The sequence below is a fragment of the Marinobacter algicola DG893 genome (assembly GCF_000170835.1).
GTDB lineage: Bacteria > Pseudomonadota > Gammaproteobacteria > Pseudomonadales > Oleiphilaceae > Marinobacter > Marinobacter algicola.
The window spans coordinates 34571-57369 of the sequence record NZ_ABCP01000007.1 but is presented as its reverse complement, the minus strand read 5'-3'; the positions used below and the strand labels follow the sequence as shown (position 1 = coordinate 57369).

The 22799-nt window shown below is 57.4% G+C and carries 21 protein-coding genes and 1 tRNA gene; 19 read left to right on the top strand and 3 right to left on the bottom strand.

Annotated elements, in window-relative coordinates:
* Positions 1 to 100 precede the first annotated feature (100 nt).
* The 3 genes from MDG893_RS07390 to MDG893_RS07380 all read left to right on the top strand — a co-directional run bounded on the left by MDG893_RS07390 (position 101) and on the right by MDG893_RS07380 (position 2514).
* Entirely contained in the window at positions 101 to 1708 is a 1608-nt protein-coding gene (locus MDG893_RS07390; RefSeq protein WP_007153124.1) for a sodium-dependent transporter, read from the top strand.
* 81 nt (positions 1709 to 1789) lie between these two features.
* Positions 1790 to 2230, top strand: a complete 441-nt coding sequence (locus MDG893_RS07385; RefSeq protein ID WP_007153123.1) for a type II toxin-antitoxin system RatA family toxin — start codon at positions 1790 to 1792, stop codon at positions 2228 to 2230.
* Between the two features lie 2 nt (positions 2231 to 2232).
* Complete coding sequence (locus MDG893_RS07380; RefSeq protein WP_007153122.1) at positions 2233 to 2514, top strand: RnfH family protein; 282 nt, start codon at positions 2233 to 2235, stop codon at positions 2512 to 2514.
* An 8-nt stretch (positions 2515 to 2522) separates the two neighbouring features.
* On the opposite strand, the gene MDG893_RS07375 is transcribed toward MDG893_RS07380, so the two are convergent.
* Positions 2523 to 2849 (bottom strand): outer membrane protein assembly factor BamE, encoded by a 327-nt coding sequence (locus MDG893_RS07375; RefSeq protein WP_007153121.1) that lies wholly within the window; start codon positions 2847 to 2849, stop codon positions 2523 to 2525.
* 122 nt (positions 2850 to 2971) lie between these two features.
* On the opposite strand from MDG893_RS07375, the gene fur reads away from it, so the two are divergent.
* Positions 2972 to 3382: a ferric iron uptake transcriptional regulator gene (gene fur / locus MDG893_RS07370; RefSeq protein ID WP_007153120.1), complete on the top strand. Its 411-nt coding sequence runs from the start codon at positions 2972 to 2974 to the stop codon at positions 3380 to 3382.
* Between the two features lie 104 nt (positions 3383 to 3486).
* Here fur and recN read toward each other — a convergent pair whose 3' ends face one another.
* The gene (gene recN, locus MDG893_RS07365) at positions 3487 to 5166 is read right to left on the bottom strand and encodes a DNA repair protein RecN (protein ID WP_007153119.1); all 1680 of its coding nucleotides are present in this window, start codon (positions 5164 to 5166) and stop codon (positions 3487 to 3489) included.
* Positions 5167 to 5412: 246 nt separating this feature from the next.
* Here recN and grpE point away from each other — a divergent pair, with 246 nt between their 5' ends.
* The 7 genes from grpE to greA all read left to right on the top strand — a co-directional run bounded on the left by grpE (position 5413) and on the right by greA (position 15097).
* The gene (gene grpE, locus MDG893_RS07360) at positions 5413 to 6018 is read left to right on the top strand and encodes a nucleotide exchange factor GrpE (RefSeq protein WP_007153118.1); all 606 of its coding nucleotides are present in this window, start codon (positions 5413 to 5415) and stop codon (positions 6016 to 6018) included.
* A 110-nt stretch (positions 6019 to 6128) separates the two neighbouring features.
* Positions 6129 to 8054: a molecular chaperone DnaK gene (gene dnaK / locus MDG893_RS07355; protein WP_007153117.1), complete on the top strand. Its 1926-nt coding sequence runs from the start codon at positions 6129 to 6131 to the stop codon at positions 8052 to 8054.
* A 78-nt stretch (positions 8055 to 8132) separates the two neighbouring features.
* A complete protein-coding gene (dnaJ, locus tag MDG893_RS07350) occupies positions 8133 to 9260 on the top strand; it encodes a molecular chaperone DnaJ (protein WP_007153116.1) in 1128 nt (375 codons plus the stop codon).
* Positions 9261 to 9268: 8 nt separating this feature from the next.
* Positions 9269 to 10072 carry a 4-hydroxy-tetrahydrodipicolinate reductase gene (dapB, locus tag MDG893_RS07345; protein WP_007153115.1) on the top strand — a complete coding sequence of 268 codons (804 nt, stop codon included), beginning with the start codon at positions 9269 to 9271 and terminating at the stop codon, positions 10070 to 10072.
* 201 nt (positions 10073 to 10273) lie between these two features.
* Positions 10274 to 11398 (top strand): glutamine-hydrolyzing carbamoyl-phosphate synthase small subunit, encoded by a 1125-nt coding sequence (carA, locus tag MDG893_RS07340; RefSeq protein WP_007153114.1) that lies wholly within the window; start codon positions 10274 to 10276, stop codon positions 11396 to 11398.
* The gene (gene carB, locus MDG893_RS07335; protein WP_007153113.1) at positions 11398 to 14613 is read left to right on the top strand and encodes a carbamoyl-phosphate synthase large subunit; all 3216 of its coding nucleotides are present in this window, start codon (positions 11398 to 11400) and stop codon (positions 14611 to 14613) included. The genes carA and carB overlap by 1 nt, the downstream gene beginning before the upstream one ends.
* A 4-nt stretch (positions 14614 to 14617) precedes the next feature.
* Positions 14618 to 15097 carry a transcription elongation factor GreA gene (gene greA / locus MDG893_RS07330; RefSeq protein ID WP_007153112.1) on the top strand — a complete coding sequence of 160 codons (480 nt, stop codon included), beginning with the start codon at positions 14618 to 14620 and terminating at the stop codon, positions 15095 to 15097.
* Positions 15098 to 15187: 90 nt separating this feature from the next.
* On the opposite strand, the gene yhbY is transcribed toward greA, so the two are convergent.
* Complete coding sequence (yhbY, locus tag MDG893_RS07325; protein ID WP_007153111.1) at positions 15188 to 15499, bottom strand: ribosome assembly RNA-binding protein YhbY; 312 nt, start codon at positions 15497 to 15499, stop codon at positions 15188 to 15190.
* A 164-nt stretch (positions 15500 to 15663) separates the two neighbouring features.
* Between yhbY and rlmE the strand changes: the two genes are divergently transcribed.
* The 8 genes from rlmE (at position 15664) to rimP (ending at position 22796) form a co-directional block, all read left to right on the top strand.
* Positions 15664 to 16284, top strand: a complete 621-nt coding sequence (gene rlmE / locus MDG893_RS07320; RefSeq protein WP_007153110.1) for a 23S rRNA (uridine(2552)-2'-O)-methyltransferase RlmE — start codon at positions 15664 to 15666, stop codon at positions 16282 to 16284.
* 152 nt (positions 16285 to 16436) lie between these two features.
* Positions 16437 to 18380 (top strand): ATP-dependent zinc metalloprotease FtsH, encoded by a 1944-nt coding sequence (ftsH, locus tag MDG893_RS07315; RefSeq protein ID WP_007153109.1) that lies wholly within the window; start codon positions 16437 to 16439, stop codon positions 18378 to 18380.
* 93 nt (positions 18381 to 18473) lie between these two features.
* Complete coding sequence (folP, locus tag MDG893_RS07310; protein WP_007153108.1) at positions 18474 to 19307, top strand: dihydropteroate synthase; 834 nt, start codon at positions 18474 to 18476, stop codon at positions 19305 to 19307.
* Positions 19304 to 20647 (top strand): phosphoglucosamine mutase, encoded by a 1344-nt coding sequence (gene glmM / locus MDG893_RS07305; protein WP_007153107.1) that lies wholly within the window; start codon positions 19304 to 19306, stop codon positions 20645 to 20647. The genes folP and glmM overlap by 4 nt, the downstream gene beginning before the upstream one ends.
* A gap of 75 nt (positions 20648 to 20722) precedes the next feature.
* Positions 20723 to 21481: a triose-phosphate isomerase gene (gene tpiA / locus MDG893_RS07300; protein ID WP_007153106.1), complete on the top strand. Its 759-nt coding sequence runs from the start codon at positions 20723 to 20725 to the stop codon at positions 21479 to 21481.
* Positions 21482 to 21530: 49 nt separating this feature from the next.
* A complete protein-coding gene (secG, locus tag MDG893_RS07295) occupies positions 21531 to 21911 on the top strand; it encodes a preprotein translocase subunit SecG (RefSeq protein WP_007153105.1) in 381 nt (126 codons plus the stop codon).
* A 7-nt stretch (positions 21912 to 21918) separates the two neighbouring features.
* Positions 21919 to 22003 (top strand) — tRNA-Leu (locus tag MDG893_RS07290).
* Positions 22004 to 22334: 331 nt separating this feature from the next.
* Positions 22335 to 22796: a ribosome maturation factor RimP gene (gene rimP, locus MDG893_RS07285; RefSeq protein ID WP_007153104.1), complete on the top strand. Its 462-nt coding sequence runs from the start codon at positions 22335 to 22337 to the stop codon at positions 22794 to 22796.
* The last annotated feature ends 3 nt before the right edge of the window (positions 22797 to 22799 follow it).

Here is a 22799-nt window from a genome sequence, read left to right as displayed (position 1 = left end):
CCAGACTGGTCACGAAATCGGCGCGATTGACTGAGTCGATGGTCGTATGGGTTGCGATTCCTCCGCTACAATGTGCGCTGAGAAGTCGTCAGGGAATGGAATGCCTACTCCATACGAAACACCAATCGGGTCCTGGACCCGGCCAACCACTTTTTTCTGGGCCGCGACCGGGGCAACCTTTGGTCTGGCGAACGTGTGGCAGTTCCCCTACCTGGCTGGCCAGCATGGCGGCGGGTTGTTCATATTGCTGTACCTGGCGTGCCTGTTGTTGGTGACCCTGCCGTTGATGGTGACCGAGTCCGCTATGGGAAGATATGCCCGCCACGGATTGGTGCTGGCGATGGATGGTTTTGTTCGCAGTGCGCGTCGGTCTCGGGCGTGGATGTGGGCTGGCCGGCTGGGTGTGCTGGCGGCTTTTCTGGTGCTTTCCTTTACGGCTGTTTTCGGTGCCATCGCTCTGGCCTATGTGTTCTATGGTGCGATGGGGCGGTTTATTGGTGCCGGGGAAGCCGAAGCTGCAGGTATCCTCTCGACACTGGTGTCAGACTCTCGGGACTATCGCGTATTCATGGGCTGGCACGGGTTCTTCCTGTTGCTGGTGGTGTGGGTATCGATGCAGGGTGTGGTGGACGGTGTAGAGCGTGCGGTGCGGGTGGTGGCCCCGGCGATGATGCTGATTTTGCTGGCGCTCTGCGGTCTTGCCGCCTGGAGCGGGGATTTTCGCAGCGCGTCGGACTTTATGCTGGATTTCCGCCCCGCCGATGTGACCCTGGACAGTTTGCGGGCAGCGTTGTTTCACGCGTTTTTCACTCTTGGGCTCGGTATGGGCGTGTGGACCCTGTTCGGTGCCTATACACCCGCAGACACTCGTCTTAAGCGTTCTGTGCTGGCTGTGGTGTTGATGGATACCCTGATCGCCATCGGGGCCGGGTTGGCGATTTATTCGTTGGCGCCTGATGGCCATTCCATGGAAGGCGAGCGTGGGTTCGGGCTACTGTTCCTGTCGTTGCCGGTGGCCCTGGCGGATCTGCCGGGCAGTCAGTTTCTGGTGGCGGCTGTGTTCCTGGTCATCGTCATGATTGTGTGGACGACGTCTCTTTCGTTGCTTGAGCCGGTGGTCGGTTGGTTTCAGGAGTGGACAGGCGCACCAAGGGGCTTATCTGCCTTCCTGATGGGTGGTTCGGTCTGGCTGGCGGGGCTTGGGTCGTTGCTGTCCTTCAATCTATGGTCCGATGAACGTTTCGCCGGGGGTACCTTGTTCCGCTGGCTCGAGCTGATCACGGGTGGCTTTCTGATTCCGCTGGTGAGTATCCTGATTTCTGTCTTCGCGGGCTGGTACCTGACCCGCAATCTGACCTTCACCATACTGGGAAAGGCGCCACGTCTGATTGGCCGTATATGGTTCTGGGTGATGCGTTTGATTTTGCCGTTGGTGGTGGCGTATATCGGCCTGCAGTACACCGCCACGTCGCTGGTGGCTTTGTGCAATAGCGGTAGCAACGGCTTGTGGTGCGAACCTTCCGCTGAGTTGGCGCCAAGTTCAATGACGCCCGCTGCGCCGGATCCGGACGATATCAACAATGAGGCCGATGATGCCGACAGGGGGGGCAATACAGAGGCCAGGCCAGGAGAGGAGAGCGGTAAGAATGGTCCGGCCAGGCAGGAAAGTGACCCCAACAGCGGTGATATCCTTTATCATAGCGTCTGATATTGGCGTCCCGGTTAAAGGGGAATCCCCTTTGCAGGGTCATCAACTCAAAAGTATTCGCAAGCAGGACGTCCGGTTCCAATGCCCCATCAGATCGACAAGACCGCGCTGGTCATGCACTCGGCGGAACGCATGTTCCACCTGGTCAACGATGTTGCCAGCTACCCCGACTTTCTTCCCTGGTGTTCGGCCAGCAAGGTGCACGAGCAGACAGATCACGAAATCATGGCGTCCATGGACATTGCCAAAGGTGGTATCCGTCACCGGCTGACCACGCGCAACCAGCTGTATCTGCCGCATACCATTGAAATGAGTCTGGTGGATGGCCCTTTCCGCAACCTTAGCGGTCGTTGGCAGTTCAAGCCGCTGCAGAATAACGCCTGCAAGGTGATTCTTACGCTGGAATTCGAGTTTTCCGGATCCTTGTCGAGGATGACGTTTGGGCCAGTCTTCAATCAGGCTGCGAATACCATGGTGGATGCGTTCTGCCGCCGCGCAGACCAAGTCTATCTCGGGGGATAACAATGATTCGAGTAGAGGTGGCCTTTGCCCGGCCGGACAGGCAGGAAATCATCAGCTTGAGTGTTGAAGAGGGCACCACCGCTGTGGAGGCTGTGAAGCGCTCCGGCATTGTCGCCATATTTCCTGAGGTCGACCCGGAAAGTGACGATATGGGGATCTTCGGCAAGGTGATCAAGAACCCCTCTGCCCACGAATTACGGGACGGCGACCGGGTTGAAGTTTACCGGCCGCTACAGATCGATCCCAAGCAAGCCCGGCTCAACCGGGCAAAGAAGAAGGGCTGAGGTCGGGCTCAGTAGGCGGGCGTTTCTTCCAATAGTTGGGCTTCGTAATGGGAATACTGGTCGTTATCGTAGTAGACGATGACCCGTTGTTCTTTGATGTCGCCACCACTGCGCTGGAAGGTGTACACGTAGTATTCCCGCGACGGATCGGCGGGGTTTGTCATCAGCGGCGTTCCCAGCAAGGAGTGGACCTGGCTGCGGGACATGCCCTCGGCCAGTGATGTCAGCTCTTCGTCGGTCAGTATGTTCCCCTGTTGTACGTTGATCTTGTATACGCCTGGGAAAACACAGCCAGCCATGATGAGAGTTAGAATGAGAGCTGTGAGCTTTTGCATCGCCGGGGGAAATCCTCTATCTTGAAATCGCCTGCCAGGGGCAGGTGTGACACGGTCTGACCGTTAACATGCGGCTTCATCATACCGGAAGCCGTGAGGCACACCAAAGAGTGAATCGTAACATGTCATCCGAAAACACCGAATTACGAAAAGTCGGTCTTAAAGTCACTCTGCCAAGAGTGAAGATCTTCAATATCCTGGAGAATTCCGAGGAGCATCACCTCAGCGCCGAGGATGTGTACAAAAAGCTCCTCGAACAGGGTGATGACGTGGGCCTGGCAACCGTCTACCGGGTGCTGACTCAGTTTGAGGCAGCTGGCCTGGTTCTGCGCCACAACTTCGAGGGTGGGCACGCCGTATTTGAGATGGCCGGCGACGATCATCATGATCACATGGTCTGCACACAGACCGGTGAGGTCATTGAGTTCGTCGATGAGGTGATCGAAGAGCGGCAGCAAAAGATTGCCAAAGAACGAGGCTATGAAATTGTCGATCACAGCCTGATTCTTTACGTCAAACCCCTCAAATCCTGATCATTCAGGATTTGTCCGGGCAAAAAGAAAAAAGGGGGCGGGGTTTTAGCCCGCCCCAACAACTCTCAGGATCGAGAGGGGAATACGCTTACCTTTCAAACTGTTCAGTGGTGCGTTGCCTGGCCTTTGGTGAACATTTCGTGGGCGTGGGCAATGGTGTGTTCGGTCATATCCACGCCGCCGAGCATTCTTGCCACTTCGCTGACTCTGCCATTGTCGTCCAGTGACTCAATCTTCGAGTAAGTGGCGTCTGATTCCGTAAACTTGCTGACGAACAGGTGCTGATGGCACTGGGCTGCAACCTGGGCAAGATGCGTGACGCACAGAACCTGTCCATTGCTGCCCAGGCTGCGAAGCAGGCGGCCAACCACTTCGGCGGTTCCGCCACCAATGCCCACATCCACTTCATCAAAGACCAGTGTTGGTGTGGTGGAGGTCTGGGCAACCACCACCTGAATGGCCAGGCTGATGCGTGAGAGTTCGCCGCCCGAGGCCACCTTGGCTAGAGGGCGTGCTGGTTGGCCCGGGTTGGCGCTGACCAGGAATTCAATGTCTTCCAGGCCATGGGGTGCAGGCTCGTCGCCCTTGTTTCGGCTCAGATGAGTGACAAACTGAACCGCTGGCATGCTCAGTTGGGCGAGCTCCTCCGCGATGCGCTGATCAAGGTTGGCAGCAGCCTGTTGGCGAGCGTTCGACAGCTCGGTCGCCAGTGTATTGAAGTGACTTCGCTGTTCTTCCAGTTCCGCTTCCAGTTTCTCAACACTGCCTTCGCCGTCGTCCAGGGAGGCCAGTTCGGCACTGAGGCTCTGGTGGAATTCCGGGAGAGTCTCCGGTGTGATGCGGTGCTTGCGGGCCATCTGGTAAATGGCACTCAGACGTTCTTCCACTTCGGCCAGCCGGGCTGGATCGGCGTCGTAATCTTCCACAAAGTGGCGCAGGTTGTCGCCGGCCTCGGTGATTTGAATCTGGGCTTCATTCAGCATCTGGATGGTTTCCGCCAGTGCCGGAACCTCCACCGGCAGCTGTTCCAGTTGCTGTAATGCCTGGCGTACCAGATCCGCCGCACTATTCTCATCTTCCGTGCACAGCAGGGTAGCCTGATGGCTGTTATGCAGTACCGTGTCGGCATGGCTGAGCTGTTCCTGCTCCTTCTCCAGCTCTGCCTGCTCTCCGTCTTCCAACGCCAGGCGGTCCAGTTCTTCTACCTGGTAGCGCAGCAACTGCAGGCGGGCCTCTGCCTCATCGGCATTCTGCTGGCGTTCAGTCAGTCGCTGGCGGGTTTTGTGCCAGGCCTTCCAGGCGTCCCTGGTTTGTTCTCCCAGCGCTTCTGCGCCAGCGAACTCATCCAGCAGTTTGCGGTGGGTCTCCTTGCGCAGTAGCGACTGGTGCTGATGCTGGCTGTGGATGTCCATCAGGGCGCTACCCAGATCCTTCAGGTGAGCAAGGGGGCAGGGCTGGCCGTTGATGTAGGCGCGAGAGCGGCCGTCCTTGCTGATTACCCGTCGCAAAATGCATTCGTGGTCATCATCGAGCTCATGGTTTTCCAGCCATTGTCGGGCTTCGGCAATGCGGGATACGTCGAAGGTCGCGGTGATGTCGGCGCGTTTGGCGCCATGGCGTACGGCGCCAGCGTCGGCGCGCCCCCCCATGGCAAGGCCAAGGGCGTCCAGGACAATGGATTTGCCGGCACCGGTTTCTCCGGTCAGTGCCGTCATGCCCTTTCCAAACTGAAGTTCGACCCGCTCGGCAATGGCGTAATTGGAAACGGTGAGCTGTGTGAGCATGCAGAGGTCCTCCGCTCGATTCCTGAATACTGTGATTACATACAGTGACTGTAAATATATACAGGGTTTTTCCAGTTTGCAAACATCGCCTGGCGAATTTGTGAATGAATGCGGTGCGCAACGGTTGAAACATTCGATACGGGCCCCATATCCGTTCGCAAACATGTTTTTTCCGGCCTCTGGCGGTCGGAAACCAAACGTTAACCGGCCGGTCGTCTGGCCGCCGACGATTAAGCAGGAGTAGTCATGAGCGCTGACGAGAATCGTAACGAGCAGGTGGAAGAAGAGTTGAAAGACACTGCGGAAGCCGCTCCCGAAGAAGAAACGGCGACGGAAGACAGTGCCGAAGCCGGCCCGGAAAGCGAAATTGAGGTCCTGAAGGCCCAGGCGCAAGAGTTTCAGGAGCAGATGTTGCGTTCCCAGGCGGAGATGCAGAATGTTCGCCGCCGCGCTGAGATCGATGTGGAGAAAGCCCACAAATTCGCGCTGGAGAAGTTTGTGAAGGAGCTCCTGCCGGTCGCTGACAGCCTGGAAAAGGCGGTTGAAAGCACTGAGGGGCATGAAAACGCTGGCGAGCTGGTGGCCTCGATACGCGAAGGGGTCGAGATGACCCTCAATCTGTTCATGGGTAGTCTCGGCAAGTTCAATGTGGTTCAGCTTAACCCTGTGGGTGAGCCGTTTGACCCCCAGCAGCACGAGGCTATGTCCATGGTGCCGGCACCTGATGCCGAGCCCAACAGTGTCGTGGCTGTGGTCCAGAAGGGCTACACCCTGAACGATCGCCTTGTTCGTCCCGCGATGGTGGTGGTTGCCAAGGCCGAGGACGCACCAAAAATCGACGAGCAGGCTTGAAAAGTAGATTAACGCGCCAATATAGCCAGTAAACAGGCGGCGCACCGGGACTCCGGGGCAACTTTTAAGGCAGCCGGAACTGAATTGAACAACCGAATTGGAGCAATTGCATGAGTAAAATTATTGGTATCGACCTGGGAACCACAAACTCCTGTGTTGCCATCATGGATGGTGACAAGGTCAAGGTTATCGAGAACGCAGAGGGCGACCGCACCACGCCTTCCATCATTGCGTATACCGAAGATGGCGAAACGCTGGTAGGCCAGTCTGCCAAGCGCCAGGCGGTCACCAACCCGAACAACACCCTCTATGCCATCAAGCGTCTGATCGGTCGTCGTTTCGAAGATGACGTGGTTCAGAAAGACATCAAGATGGTGCCGTACAAAATCGCCAAGGCTGATAATGGCGATGCGTGGGTGGAAGTTAAAGGCGAAAAGATGGCGCCGCCACAGGTGTCTGCGGAAGTCATCAAGAAGATGAAGAAAACCGCGGAAGACTATCTGGGCGAGAAGGTAACTGAAGCCGTTATCACCGTGCCGGCCTACTTCAACGACAGCCAGCGTCAGGCCACCAAAGACGCCGGCAAGATCGCTGGTCTGGACGTGAAGCGGATCATCAACGAGCCGACTGCTGCTGCGTTGGCCTACGGTCTCGACAAGAAGAGCGGTGATCGCACTGTCGCCGTTTACGACCTGGGCGGTGGTACCTTCGATATCTCCATCATCGAGATTGCCGATGTTGACGGTGAGCACCAGTTTGAAGTGCTGGCCACCAACGGCGACACCTTCCTGGGTGGTGAAGACTTTGATATGAAGCTGATCGAATACCTTGCCGATCAGTTCAAGAAAGACAGTGGTATCGACCTGCGCGGCGACTCACTGGCCATGCAGCGCCTGAAAGAAGCCGCCGAGAAGGCCAAGATCGAGTTGTCCAGCAGCCAGCAGACCGACGTGAACCTGCCATACGTAACGGCGGATGCCAGCGGTCCCAAGCACATGAACGTGAAAGTGACCCGCGCCAAGCTGGAGTCACTGGTTGAAGAGCTGGTTGAGCGCAGCCTTGCACCTTGCCGCACCGCGCTGGAAGATTCCGGCGCCAAGATTGGTGAAATCGACGAAGTCATCCTGGTCGGTGGTCAGACCCGCATGCCGATGGTTCAGGAAAAAGTGAAGAACTTCTTCGGTAAGGAAGCACGTAAGGACGTGAACCCGGACGAAGCCGTAGCCATGGGTGCTGCCATCCAGGCGGCTGTGCTCTCCGGTGACGTGAAAGACGTTCTGTTGCTGGATGTTACCCCGCTGACCCTGGGTATCGAGACCATGGGTGGCGTGGCGACACCGCTGATCGACAAGAACACCACCATCCCGACCAAGAAGTCGCAGACGTTCTCTACCGCGGATGACAACCAGACCGCCGTGACCATTCACGTGGTCCAGGGTGAGCGGAAGCAGGCGACACAGAACAAATCACTGGGTCGCTTCGACCTGGCGGACATTCCGCCGGCGCCCCGTGGCACGCCGCAGATTGAAGTTACCTTCGACATCGATGCCAACGGTATCCTGAACGTGTCGGCCAAAGACAAGGCGACTGGCAAAGAGCAGTCGATCGTCATCAAGGCGTCTTCAGGCCTGAACGACGACGAAATCGAGAAGATGGTTCAGGACGCGGAAGCCAACGCCGACGAGGATCGCAAGTTCGAAGAGCTGGTCCAGGCCCGTAACCAGGGCGACGCCATGGTTCACACCGTGCGCAAGACTCTGGCCGATGCTGGTGACAAGGTGTCTGACAGCGAGAAAGAGTCTATCGAAGCTGCGATCAAGGAGCTGGAAGAAGCCCTGGCTGGTTCCGACAAGGACGACATCGAGGCCAAGACTCAGAAGCTGACGGAAGCGTCTTCTGAAATGGCCCAGAAGATGTATGCGGATCAGGCAGAGCAGGCGCAGCAGGCCGGGGGCGAAGAAGCCGCCCAGTCCGGTTCCAGTGACGACGCCGTTGATGCCGAGTTTGAAGAAGTCAAAGACGACGACAAGCGATAAAGCTTAAGATCATCAGGCAGTTGGAAAACGCGGGAGCTCTCCCGCGTTTTCCTCGTTTTACCAACAGGGTTTTAGAGCATGGCCAAGCGCGACTATTACGAGATTCTCGGGGTGTCCCGGGAAGCGGATGAAAAAGAGATCAAGCGAGCCTACCGCAAGCTTGCGATGAAGTATCATCCTGACCGGAATCCGGATGATGAGGACGCCGATCATAAGTTCAAGGAAGCCAGTGAAGCTTATGAGATTCTCTCTGATTCTTCCAAGCGCGCGGCTTATGATCAGTTTGGTCACGCTGGTGTTGATGGCTCTGCTGGCGGTGGATTCGGAGGCGGTGGCGGTGCCAGCTTCTCCGACATCTTTGGCGATGTGTTCGGTGATATCTTTGGCGGCGGCCGCGGTGGCCGAAACACACGCGGGGCCGACCTGCGCTACACGCTGGAGTTGGATCTGGAAGAGGCGGTAAAAGGTAAAACCGTTCAAATCCGCATTCCCGGTCACACTGAGTGCAACACCTGCGACGGCACCGGAGCCGAGAAGGGTTCTCGGCCGGAAGCTTGTGGTACCTGTAATGGCATGGGCCAGGTACGGATGCAGCAAGGCTTCTTCACAGTGCAGCAGGCCTGTCCTACCTGTCGAGGTGAAGGCAAGATTATCAAGAACCCGTGTAAGAGCTGCCATGGCGCAGGACGGGTTCAGGAAGAAAAGACACTGTCGGTCAAAGTGCCGCCGGGTGTGGACACTGGTGACAGAATCCGTCTTTCCGGTGAAGGCGAAATGGGAGTTCAGGGTGGCCCGCCGGGTGACCTTTATGTTCAAGTTGCCGTGCGTGAGCACTCGATCTTCACCAGGGATGGCCGTAACCTGTATTGCGAAGTGCCCATCAGTATTGTGGATGCCAGTCTCGGCGGCGAGCTGGAAGTGCCAACGCTTGATGGTCGGGTGAAGCTGAAGATTCCCCCGGAAACCCAGACCGGCAAGCTGTTCCGGCTGCGTAACAAAGGTGTCAGCCCGGTTCGCGGTGGCCCGGCCGGAGATTTACTGTGTCGCGTGATGGTGGAAACCCCGGTTAATCTCACCAAGCGCCAGAAAGAGTTGCTGGAAGAGTTTCAGAAGACCCTGGACGGCGGCGATGGCAATCAGCATGGCCCGCGAAAAACCTCCTGGTTTGAGGGTGTGAAAAGCTTCTTCGACGAAATGAAATTCTGAGGGCAGGCATGATGAGGGTAGCAATCATCGGCGCCGCAGGGCGCATGGGCAAGGTGTTGATCGAAGCTGTTGATGGAACCGAGGGCCTGGAGCTCGGCGCGGCGGTCGTCGAGCCAGGCAGCAGTCTTATCGGTGCAGATGCCGGTGAAATGACCAGTATCGGCAAGACCGGCGTCAAGATGGCTGGCAGCCTGGCCGATGTGAAGGACGATTTCGACGTACTCATCGACTTCACCTTCCCGGACCTGACCCTGGAAAACGCGGAATTCTGTAAAGCCAGCGGCAAGATGATTGTGATCGGCACCACGGGCCTGACCGACGCCGAGAAAGAGCAGCTCGCTGTTGCTGCCGAGAAAGCTCCCGTGGTGTTTGCTCCCAACATGAGTGTCGGCGTTAACGTCACCCTCAACCTGCTGCGCACTGCCGCTGCGGCCCTGGGTGACGACTACGACGTCGAGATTATCGAAGCTCACCACCGCCACAAGAAAGACGCGCCTTCGGGTACGGCTTTGCGAATGGGCGAAGTTGTCGCCGACGCCCTTGGTCGCGACCTGAAAGAGTGTGCCGTCTATGGCCGCGAGGGGTTTACCGGTGAGCGTACCCGCAAGGAGATCGGCTTCGAAACTATCCGGGCCGGTGATGTGGTTGGCGATCATACCGTGCTGTTCGCCACTGAAGGTGAGCGTATTGAAATTACTCACAAAGCCAGCAGCCGGATGACGTTTGCCAAAGGTGCGATGCGTGCGGCATTGTGGTTGGAAGGTAAGCCCGCCGGGTTGTATGACATGCAGGATGTGTTGGGACTGAAGTAGCGACGAGCAAGATTTCGCGTGGACACAAACTGCCATATTTCGTACAATAAGGCGGTTTAACTGCACCAAGCGTAGCTTTGACAACGCTCAACAGAAAAAGCGGGACGGAGTTCAACTCCCTCTCGCTTTTTTGCGACCTGAATTTGCGCTTGCGTTCCTGTTCGTGACGAACCTGTACGCCACTCGATGAGGATACAAGCCTTGAGTATACCTGCCATCCTTGCACTCGCAGACGGAAGCCTGTTTTACGGCACCGCCATTGGCGCTGAAGGGGAAACCAGCGGAGAGGTGGTGTTCAACACCGCCATGACCGGTTATCAGGAAATTCTGACCGACCCGTCCTACTCCCGCCAGATTGTCACCCTTACATACCCCCACATCGGCAGCACCGGTGTGAACGAAGAAGACATCGAATCTGATCGCGTCCAGGCCGCCGGCCTGATTATCCGTGATCTGCCCCTGCTGGTGAGTAACTGGCGCAGCACTGGCTCGCTACAGGACTACCTGCGTGACAACAACATCGTCGGCATTGCCGACATCGATACCCGTCGCCTGACCCGAATCCTTCGGGACAAGGGCTCCCAGAATGGCGCCGTGGTTGCCGGCGCAGACGCCACGGCCGAGCGCGCCCTGGAGCTGGCCAACGCTTTTCCCGGCCTGAAAGGCATGGATCTGGCGAAGGAGGTTACCTCGGAGAAAGCCTGGACCTGGAGCCAGAGCGAGTGGGATATCGAAAGTGGCTATGGCGAGCGCACTGAATCGAAGTTCAAGGTTGTCGCCTGGGACTACGGTGTGAAACTCAATATCCTGCGTATGCTGGCCAGTCGCGGCTGCGACATCACCGTTGTACCAGCCCAGACCCCGGCTGCCGATGTGCTGGCGATGAATCCGGATGGTGTTTTCCTATCCAACGGCCCCGGCGACCCAGAGCCTTGTGACTACGCCATCAGCGCCATTCGAGATGTGCTGGAGACCGATATTCCCGTCTTTGGCATCTGCCTTGGCCATCAGTTGCTGGCCCTGGCCAGTGGGGCCAAATCCATCAAAATGGGGCATGGCCACCATGGTGCCAACCATCCGGTACAGAACATCGCCGACGGTACCGTGATGATCACCAGTCAGAACCACGGGTTTGCGGTAGACGAAACCAGCCTGCCGGGCAATCTGGAGGCGACCCACAAATCCCTGTTCGATGGGTCTCTGCAGGGAATCCGCCGTACCGACAAGCCAGCCTACAGTTTCCAGGGTCACCCGGAAGCGAGCCCCGGCCCGCACGATGTAGCGCCGTTGTTTGATGAATTTATCCGCCTGATGGAGGCACGTTGATGCCAAAGCGTACCGACATTAAAAGCATTCTGATTCTGGGCGCGGGCCCCATCGTGATCGGGCAGGCGTGCGAGTTTGACTACTCTGGAGCTCAGGCCTGTAAGGCCCTGCGTGAAGAGGGGTACCGGGTTATTTTGGTGAACTCCAACCCGGCCACGATCATGACCGACCCGGTAATGGCCGATGCCACCTACATCGAGCCCATCACCTGGAAGACCGTTGCCAAGATCATCGAGAAAGAGCAGCCGGACGCGTTGCTGCCCACCATGGGTGGTCAGACTGCCCTGAACTGCGCTCTGGACCTTGAGAAGCACGGTGTTCTGGCCGAGCATGGTGTGGAAATGATCGGTGCCAATGCCGACACCATCGACAAGGCCGAAGACCGGGATCGTTTTGACAAGGCCATGAAGAAGATCGGCCTGGAGTGCCCGCGCGCCACGATTGCCCATTCCATGGCGGAAGCCTGGGAAGTGGCCAATGACATCGGATTTCCCTGCATCATCCGCCCGTCCTTCACCATGGGTGGTTCCGGCGGCGGTATTGCCTACAACCGCGATGAGTTCGAGGAAATCTGTACCCGTGGTCTGGACCTGTCGCCGACCAACGAATTGTTGATCGACGAGTCTTTGATCGGCTGGAAAGAATATGAGATGGAAGTTGTCCGCGACAAGAACGACAACTGCATCATTGTCTGCGCCATCGAGAACTTTGACGCCATGGGTGTCCACACCGGTGACTCCATTACCGTGGCGCCGGCCCAGACCCTCACCGACAAGGAATATCAGATCATGCGGAACGCCTCTCTGGCGGTGCTGCGTGAGATCGGTGTGGAAACCGGCGGTTCCAACGTGCAATTCGGCGTGAATCCGGACAACGGCCGTGTCGTTGTCATCGAGATGAATCCCCGTGTGTCGCGTTCTTCGGCGCTGGCGTCCAAGGCAACGGGTTTCCCGATTGCCAAGGTGGCCGCCAAGCTGGCGGTGGGTTACACCCTTGATGAGCTGCGCAACGAAATCACCGGTGGCGTCACTCCGGCCTCGTTCGAGCCCAGCATCGACTATGTGGTCACCAAGATTCCGCGCTTCACTTTCGAGAAGTTCCCCCAGGCTGATGCGCGCCTGACCACCCAGATGAAATCCGTGGGTGAAGTGATGGCCATCGGCCGTACCTTCCAGGAGTCCCTGCAGAAAGCCATGCGTGGCCTGGAAGTGGGCTCCGACGGATTTGAAGAGAAGGTCGATCTGAACACCACCGACGGCCAGGAAACCCTGACCCAGGAACTGAACGTTCCCGGCGCCGAGCGCCTGTGGTACATCGGCGATGCCTTCCGTGCCGGAATGACCGTGGAGGAAGTGTTCAACAACACGCATGTAGACCCCTGGTATCTGGTACAGATCGAAGACCTGATCAAGGAAGAGGCTGCCCTCAAATCCGCCGGCAAGGCGGATATTGATCGCGACACATTGTTCCGTCTCAAGCGCAAAGGGTTCTCCGATGCGCGCCTGGCCAAGCTCCTGAGTATTTCCGAAGTCAGCTTGCGTAAGCTGCGTCATGATCTGGACATCCGCCCGGTTTACAAGCGGGTGGACACCTGTGCGGCTGAATTCGCGTCCTCGACGGCCTATATGTATTCCTCTTATGAGGAAGAGTGCGAGGCGGATGTCTCTGGTCGCGAGAAGATTGTGGTGATCGGCGGTGGTCCCAACCGCATCGGTCAGGGTATTGAGTTTGATTACTGCTGTGTTCACGCCGCCCTCGCGATGCGCGACGACGGTTATGAAACCATTATGATCAACTGTAACCCGGAAACCGTTTCCACTGACTACGATACCTCGGACCGACTCTATTTCGAGCCAATAACCCTGGAAGACGTGCTGGAAATTATCCACGTCGAAAAACCCAAGGGTGTGATTGTCCAGTACGGTGGCCAAACCCCGCTGAAACTGGCCCGAGGCCTGGAAGCGGCGGGCGTGCCTATTATCGGTACCAGCCCGGACGCCATCGACCGCGCCGAAGACCGGGAGCGTTTCCAGCAGATGATCGGCCGCCTTGGCCTGATCCAGCCGGAAAACGCCACCGTGCGCAGTCATGAAGAAGGCATTCTGGCGGCTCGCGAGATCGGTTACCCGTTGGTGGTGCGCCCCTCCTACGTGCTGGGTGGCCGTGCCATGGAAATCGTCTATGACGAGGAAGAGCTGGTTCGCTACATGCGCAATGCGGTGCTGGTTTCCAACGACAGCCCGGTGCTGCTGGATCACTTCCTCAATGCCGCTATTGAGGTGGACATTGACGCCATCAGTGACGGCAAGGACGTGGTGATCGGCGGTATCATGCAGCACATTGAGCAGGCCGGCGTGCACTCCGGTGACTCCGCCTGTTCCCTTCCGCCCTACACCCTGCCGAAAGATGTGCAGGATGAGATGCGCGAGGCGGTACGCAAGATGGCCATTGAACTGGATGTCATCGGCCTGATGAACGTCCAGTTGGCCTGGCAGGGTGGTCAGATCTACGTGATCGAGGTCAACCCGCGGGCGTCCCGTACCGTGCCGTTTGTGTCCAAGGCCATCGGTGTTTCACTGGCCAAAGTGGCGGCCCGTTGCATGGCTGGCACGTCACTGGCGGAGCAGGGCTTCACCCAGGAAATTGTACCGACTTACTATTCCGTCAAGGAATCGGTGTTCCCGTTCAACAAGTTCCCGGCGGTGGACCCGATCCTGGGGCCGGAAATGAAATCCACCGGTGAGGTGATGGGTATTGGTGACAGCTTCGACGAAGCCTTTGCCAAGGCAGCCCTGGCCTCTGGTGAGCGCCTGCCGGCCAAGGGCACGGCTTTCATGTCTGTGCGGGACGTCGACAAGCCCGGGGCCGCGAAGGTGGCACAGGATCTGATTGACGCCGGTTTCAAGGTGATTGCCACCACCGGTACCGCCAAGGCGCTGAAGCAGGCCGGGCTCACCGTTGACCGGGTAAACAAGGTTCGTGAAGGTCGTCCGCATATCGTGGACGCGATTAAGAATGGTCAGGTGCAGCTGATTATTAACACCACCGAAGGTCGCAAGGCGATTTCCGACTCGGCACAGATTCGCCAGTCGGCCCTGCAGACCAAGGTAACCTACACAACGACACTGGCGGGCGGCGAAGCCTTCTGCAGGGCCATCAAGTTCGGCCCCGAGCGCACTGTGCGCCGCCTCCAGGATCTACACGCAGGAAAGTAAGACTATGGCTGACAGAGTACCCATGACAAAGGCGGGTGAAATCCGCCTACGTGAGGAGCTTCAGAAACTGAAGTCCGAAGATCGTCCCCGGGTGATCGCGGCTATTTCCGATGCCCGCGAACACGGCGACCTGAAAGAGAACGCGGAATACCACGCCGCTCGGGAGCAGCAGAGCTTTATCGAAGGGCGTATCCAGGAAATCGAAGGCAAGCTGTCAGCAGCCCAGGTGATCGACGTCAACACCATCGAAAACACCGGTAAGGTGATCTTCGGCACCACGGTGCAACTGCTCAATGTCGATACCGACGAGCAGGTCAGCTACCAGATCGTTGGTGAGGATGAGGCAGACATCAAGGCTGGAAAGCTGTCCATTTCCTCGCCAATCGCGCGGGCTCTGGTGGGTAAAAGCGAGGGTGACGTGGTTGCCGTGCGTGTGCCTTCGGGCACCGTTGAGTATGAAATCGAGCAGGTAGAGCACATCTGACATTCGTCGGGTGCGAATTCTGCAAACAAAAAGCCGGCTGCGAACAACAGCCGGCTTTTTACATTGTGTGGCTCTGGCGTGCTGACAGCGTCAGTGTTTCTGGCGCAGCAGGTTGGACAGCTTGGGGTTGGGCTTTTTCGCCCGGCGCAGGATCACGGCGATCTTGCCGATAGTCTGCACCAGCTCCGCACCGGAGGCTTCGCACAGGGCGGCAACGGCTTCCTGGCGGGTTTCGCGGTCCTGGCTGGCAACCTTGATCTTGATCAGCTCGTGGTCGTTCAGGGCCCGCTCGAGTTCCTCCTGAAGCCCTTCGGTCAGGCCCTTGTCGCCGACAATGATAACGGGCTTCAGGTTGTGGGCGATGCCCCGGTATTCCCGGCGCTGTTCCGGCGAAAGACTCATTATGTGATCTCTTTATGGGTGCGATTAATAAAACGTCAGCGGCGAAACGCTCGCCAATTCCGTATAATCGCGGGATTGTATCAGATCAATCGGCCGGTGAAATCGCCGTTACCACGTACCCATATGATCGGAGGCCCAATTGGAGCGCTTTATGGAGGTAGGTTTTGGCTCGCTCGAAAACCAGTGACCGCTGGCTGAAGGAACATTTTGATGATGTCTGGGTCAAAAAGTCCCGGGAAGACGGCTATCGTTCGCGGGCCAGCTATAAGCTGATCGAGCTCGACAATAAGGATCGCCTGTTCCGCCCCGGGCAGACCGTTGTTGATTTGGGTGCCGCGCCTGGCGGATGGTCACAGGTGGCGATAGAACGGGTCGGTGACAACGGCGTGGTGGTTGCCAGCGACATTCTTGAAATGAGCCCGATTGCAGGTGTGGCGTTCGTCCAGGGCGATTTTACCGAGCAGTCAGTGCTGGATGAATTGCTGGATTTACTGGGTGATCGCCGCGCTGACGTTGTAATTTCGGATATGGCACCCAATATGAGTGGTATGGCGGCAGTGGATATTCCTAACGCCATGGGTTTGGTGGAGCTGGCGCTGGATATGGCGCAGCAAGTCCTGAAGCCCGGTGGCGTGTTTGTCGCCAAAGTATTTCAGGGAGAGGGATTTGATGCCCTGCTGGCTGAAATGCGTAAAAGTTTTGGCACCGTTGTCAGCAGGAAGCCTGACTCCTCCCGTGCAAGATCCAGGGAGATTTATCAGGTGTGCAAGGGATTTAAGGGCTGACCCGCTCCGGAACGGAATGACCGTGGGATTGACACCCCCGCAGTGGTCGATACGGATAGGCCGATTCTGGTGGACGGGCGTACAATTGGTGTAAGGTGTCCGAAAAGGCTTTCTCCTGACGGGGCGATCCTTCAATTCACAGGTGACGATCCTTGAACGATATGGCAAAAAATCTGGTTCTCTGGCTGATTATAGCCGCCGTACTGCTGATGGTGTTTCAGAATTTCACGCCCACCACCAGCGGACAACAGGTCAATTATTCGCAGTTTGTGGAAATGGTGCAGGACGGACAGGTCCGTCAGGTCACCATTGACGGTCTGCAGGTTCAGGGTACCCGTGGTGACGGCTCCCAGTTCCAGACCATCCGCCCTCAGGTGTCCGACAACAAGCTGATGGACGATCTGCTGGCCAACAATGTGGAAGTCATCGGTAAGGAGCCGGAGCGTCAAAGCCTCTGGACTCAGTTGTTGGTGGCTGCCTTCCCCATCCTTATCATTATCGCGCTGTTCGTATTCTTTATGCGGCAGATGCAGGGCGGTGGCGGTGGCAAAGGACCCATGTCCTTTGGCAAGAGTAAAGCCCGCCTGATGAGCGAGGATCAGATCAAAACCACCTTTGGTGACGTTGCCGGTGTCGACGAGGCCAAGGAAGACGTCAAGGAGCTGGTGGATTTCCTGCGGGATCCCAGCAAGTTCCAGCGTCTTGGTGGCAGTATTCCCAAGGGCGTACTGATGGTAGGTCAGCCGGGTACCGGTAAGACCCTGCTCGCCAAGGCGATTGCCGGTGAGGCCAAGGTGCCATTCTTCTCAATCTCCGGTTCGGACTTCGTGGAGATGTTCGTAGGTGTGGGTGCCTCCCGTGTCCGTGACATGTTCGAGCAGGCCAAGAAGCAGAGCCCCTGTATCATCTTCATCGACGAGATCGATGCCGTTGGCCGCCATCGCGGCGCTGGCATGGGTGGCGGTCACGACGAGCGTGAGCAGACACTGAACCAGCTGCTGGTAGAGATGGACGGCTTTGAGGGTAATGAAGGCGTTATCGTGATTGCCGCCACCAACCGTCCGGACGTGCTGGACCCGGCTCTGCTCCGCCCGGGGCGCTTTGACCGCCAGGTCGTTGTCGGATTGCCGGACATCATCGGCCGTGAGCAGATTCTCAAGGTACACATGAAAAAAGTGCCCCTGGCCGATGGGGTAGAGCCTGTGTTGATTGCCCGTGGCACGCCTGGCTTCTCGGGTGCTGACCTGGCGAACCTGGTGAACGAAGCTGCGTTGTTTGCGGCCCGTCGCAACCAGCGTCTGGTCTCCATGGAAGAGTTTGAGCTCGCGAAAGACAAGATCATGATGGGCGCCGAGCGCAAATCCATGGTCATGAGCGAGAAAGAGAAGCGTAATACGGCATACCACGAGTCCGGTCACGCCATTGTCGGGCGTCTGATGCCTGAGCATGATCCGGTCTACAAGGTCAGTATCATTCCTCGCGGCCGCGCCTTGGGTGTCACTATGTTCCTGCCAGAGGAAGACAAGTACAGCCACAGCAAGCGCTTCCTGATCAGTTCGATCTGCAGCCTGTTTGGTGGTCGTATTGCAGAAGAACTGACCCTCGGTTTCGATGGCGTCACCACCGGTGCTTCCAACGATATCGAGCGGGCAACCAGCCTGGCGCGCAATATGGTGACGCGCTGGGGGCTGTCGGAGAAGCTCGGCCCACTGCAGTACGATACCGACAGCGAAGAGCCTTTCCTTGGCCGGTCTGCCGGCCAGGCGCAGACGGTCTATTCTCCTGAAACGGCGCAGCGTATCGATGAAGAAGTTCGCAACATCATTGACAGCTGTTATGAAAAGGCGAAGCAGTTGCTCGTCGATAACCGTGACAAGCTCGACCTGATGGCGGACGCCCTGATGAAATACGAGACCATCGACCGTCACCAGATTGATGACATTATGGAAGGTCGTGAGCCCCGTCCGCCGAAAGGTTGGGGGGATAGCGGTCCCTCCGGTGGTGTTCCGGCTGATGAGCCTGAGCAGGCGCCTGCTCCGAAGGGTTCCGACGACGGTCGCCAACCAGGTGTTGGTCGACCGGCCGGTGAGCACTGAGCCAGGCTGGATACTGGACCGATGTAGTTGAAGACTGAACGCCGCCCCTGACGGGGCGGCGTTTGTTTTTGCGGGTTGCAGAAAAGGTTATTTATGCAGATGAACTTCGCGGGCAGGATTCTGGGCATGTCCGGCTGCCACGTCATGGGGATCCTGAATGTGACGCCGGACTCTTTTTCGGATGGAGGTCGGTATAGTACCGTCGAGATTGCCCTGGCGAGGGCTCGCGAGATGGTGGCGGACGGTGCGGCTTTTATTGATGTAGGGGGTGAGTCCACACGGCCAGGTGCTACTCCGGTGTCTGTTGAGGAAGAGTTAGCGAGAGTTTGTCCGGTGGTGGAGGCGATTGCCCGTGATCTGGACGTTGTCGTTTCAGTCGATACCAGCTCTCCCCAGGTTATGGCGGAGGTGGTGAAGCTCGGTGCCGGGATGATTAACGACGTCAGGGCGCTGCAGCGGGATGGAGCGCCCGAGGTGGCGGCAAGCGCAGGCGTGCCGGTGTGTGTCATGCACATTCAGGGAGAGCCGGATACCATGCAGGATGATCCTCGCTACCGGAATGTGCGGCGGGAGGTCAGTTCGTTCCTCACCGAGCGGATGCGGGTGATAGAAAAAGCCGGTGTGCGGCCAGACAATATCATCCTTGACCCCGGCTTTGGTTTCGGCAAGTCTCCGCAGCACAACCTTCAGCTGTTGGCCTCGCTGGAACAACTGCAGTTGCTGGGGCACCCAATACTGGTGGGCATGTCCCGCAAGAGTATGCTGGGTCATATCACCGGTCGTGATGTCAGTGAACGCTTGCCCGCAAGTCTCGCTGCCGCGACAATATCCGCCATGAAGGGCGCATCCATCATTCGCGTCCACGATGTCAGGGAAACAGTCGATGCCGTTAAAGTGGTGACGGCAATGGAGGAAGCTGGACGATGAGTGACAGAAAATATTTTGGTACGGACGGTATCCGGGGTCGGGTGGGTGAGTATCCCATAACACCCGAGTTCATGCTGCGCCTGGGTTGGGCCGCAGGGCAGGCCTTCAAGCAGGACGGGCAGCGCAACAGTGTGCTGATTGGCAAAGACACCCGTCTCTCGGGCTATATGTTCGAATCCGCCCTGGAAGCAGGTTTGTCCGCGGCCGGAGTGGACGTGAAACTGCTGGGCCCCATGCCCACCCCTGCCATCGCCTATTTGACCCGAACCTTTCGCGCCTCCGCGGGTATTGTCATCAGTGCGTCCCACAATCCGCACCACGACAACGGTATCAAGTTTTTCTCCCCCGCTGGGACCAAGCTGGATGATGCTTTGGAAACAGAGATCGAGAAGTGGCTGGATAAGCCCATTGAGGTCTGCGGATCGAAAGAGTTAGGCAAGGCGTTTCGTGTTGATGACGCCCCAGGCCGATACGTTGAGTTCTGTAAGAGTACGGTACCCAATGAGTTTTCACTCGAAGGGCTTCATATTGTCCTGGATTGTGCCCACGGCGCTACCTACCACGTTGCCCCGAAGGTGTTTCGCGAGTTGGGGGCGAAGATCTCCGTGGTGGGGGGCGAGCCTGACGGTTTGAACATCAATCTCAATGTTGGTTCCACCCACATGGAATCATTGAGCCGGGCCGTTCTTGAGAAGCAGGCCGATCTCGGGATTGCTTTTGATGGTGATGGTGACCGGGTGCTCATGGTGGATCGTGACGGGTCGGAAGTCGATGGCGACGAGTTGCTCTACGTGATCGCCGCGCAACGTCATGCCGCCGGTACATTGAAGGGGGGTGTAGTGGGTACCCTGATGACCAATCTGGGTGTTGAGTTGGCGCTCAGGGAGCAGGGTATTGATTTCGAGCGCGCAAAAGTCGGCGACCGCTATGTCATGGAGCGACTCATCGACCGGGGCTGGCTGCTCGGCGGAGAGGGTTCCGGCCATATGGTCATCCGTGATTGCACCAGCACGGGTGATGGTATTGTGTCGGCGCTTCAGGTTTTGTTGGCGATTCGTCGTTCAGGCAGTTCCCTGGCAGATTTGCGCCAGGGCATGAGCAAGCTGCCACAGAAAATGATCAATGTACGCGTCGACCAGCGTTTCGATCCCCTCGGTCGCGAGGATATTGTCAGAGCCGTGGAATCGGCGGAGGCCAAGCTGGGTGGTGGTGGTCGCGTGCTGCTGAGGGCATCGGGCACTGAACCTCTGATCCGGGTAATGACGGAAGGGCAAGATGAGACACAAATCGTGAAAATTGCCGAGGAACTGGCTGTTGTGGTTGAGAATTCGCGGGCATGATTTTGTGGTCAGGGGCAGTTGTCTGCCGTAAAAGACTGCTGTATAGTTCGCCCTCCCTTGATTCAGGGGTTTTTTATGCGCCGTAAGATTGTCGCCGGCAACTGGAAAATGAACGGGTCGAAAGGCCTCGTGAGCAATCTGGTTGGTCAAGTCCGGTCCGAGTTAGCATCGTTTGATAATGGTGTGGAGGCTGTTATTATTCCTCCCGCCCTGTTTGTTGACGATGTCGTTGAGCAGGCAGGCAAGAAGCTGGCTGTTGGTGTCCAGAACGTAGCGTGCTGGAGTTCAGGCGCCTACACCGGGGAAATCTCCGCAGCGATGGCAAAAGATTGCGGCTGTGGCTTCACCTTGGTTGGGCATTCGGAGCGCAGGCAACTCTTCGGCGAAACCGATGAGCAGGTTGCTACCAAGGTCGAGCAGGCCTTGGCGTCCGGGTTGGTCGCTGTCATTTGCGTTGGCGAGACCCTCGAAGAGCGTGATGCGGGCAAGGCAGAAGATGTCGTGTCCCGGCAGGTCCGCAAAGCCGTCGCTGACGTCGGCAATGGGTTGTGGCAGCAGGTTGTGATTGCCTATGAGCCAGTTTGGGCCATAGGGACGGGTAAAACCGCGACCGCCGATGATGCTCAGGCCATGCATGCCGCCATCCGCGCTGTGTTGATGTCCCTTGGGGCTCCGGCGGATGAAGTGTCGCTGCTTTACGGCGGCAGTGTAAAAGCGGATAATGCCGCGGCGCTTTTTGCTCAGCCGGATATCGATGGCGGGTTGATTGGTGGCGCGTCATTGGATGCAAGCGATTTTGTGAGTATTTGCCGGGCGGTGCCGGGCAAATCCTGAACGTTAAAGGTTCGCGAAAGCCATTAGCAAGAGTCATTAGAGAGTCATTATGGATTGGGTCGAAACACTGGTTGTCGTTCTGCACGTGCTCATTGCGGTGGCGCTGGTGACGCTGGTCCTGCTCCAGCAGGGTAAAGGTGCCAATGCCGGTGCTGCATTCGGTGGCGGTGCCTCCCAGACCGTGTTTGGCAGCGAGGGCAGCAGCAGTTTTCTGACTCGCGCCACAACCTTGCTGGCTATTGTATTTTTTGTAACGAGTTTTTCGCTGGCTGTATTTGCCAAGCAGCGTGCCGAAGTGGCAGGTGAGGCGGGTATTCCTGTGGTTCAGGAGTCTCCGGCAGCATCGGATGCCGGGCAGGCTGAAGGTGATTCAGCGACAGAAAGCGAAGCCGGGCGCGGGGATGAGAATAAACTCCCCGAGCTCGAGTAAGGGTGCTGCCCAGGTGGTGGAACTGGTAGACACGCTATCTTGAGGGGGTAGTGGCGAAAGCCGTGCCGGTTCGAGTCCGGCCCTGGGCACCATATTAAGAAGAAAAACGGCTTGGATTTACCAGGCCGTTTTTTTTGGTCAGTCCTTGACCAGTAAGGCCGGCGTCTCTATACTCCGGCGGATATTGGAGCGGGCTCCGGGCGCAGTTTGCCCTGCCGGTTCCAGGCAGGCCAGGTGTCTGTCAGCAGGGGGTGTTTAGATTGCTTTTCCCCTGTGAGTTCTTGCAACAAAGGGCCCCACTTTTTAGGGGCTTTTTGATTAAGGGGCCTGGCGCATCAGGCCCTGGTGCATAAAAAGGGCTGATCAACAGCCCTTTTTTTGTTTTTGGGGTCGGAAAAATCGAGTAACGGAGACGGGATAACCTTGTCAGCCAAGTTGAAGCAGCTGGAAGAATTGCTCAGGCCCATTGTGGAAGGTCTGGGTTATGAGTTTTGGGGCATTGAATTTCGCTCCCAGGGACACCATTCCCTGTTGAGGATTTTTATTGACGATGCCGAAAACGGCATCGGCATTGAAGACTGTGAGAAAGTCAGTCGTCAGGCCAGCGGCGTAATGGATGTGGAAGACCCCATCCAGACGGAGTATACCTTGGAGGTATCATCTCCGGGCATGGACCGGCCGTTGTTCCGTCTGGAGCAATATGAGGCATTCGCAGGCCACCAGGTCCAGATCAAATTACGAATGGCATTCGAGGGGCGTCGCAAGTTTCAGGGCCTGATTAAAGGCATTGAAGGAGACGACGTTGTCGTGGTTGTTGATGATCACGAATACCTGTTGCCATTCGATAGCATCGAGAAAGCCAACATCGTTCCGGTATTTGAGTAAGTC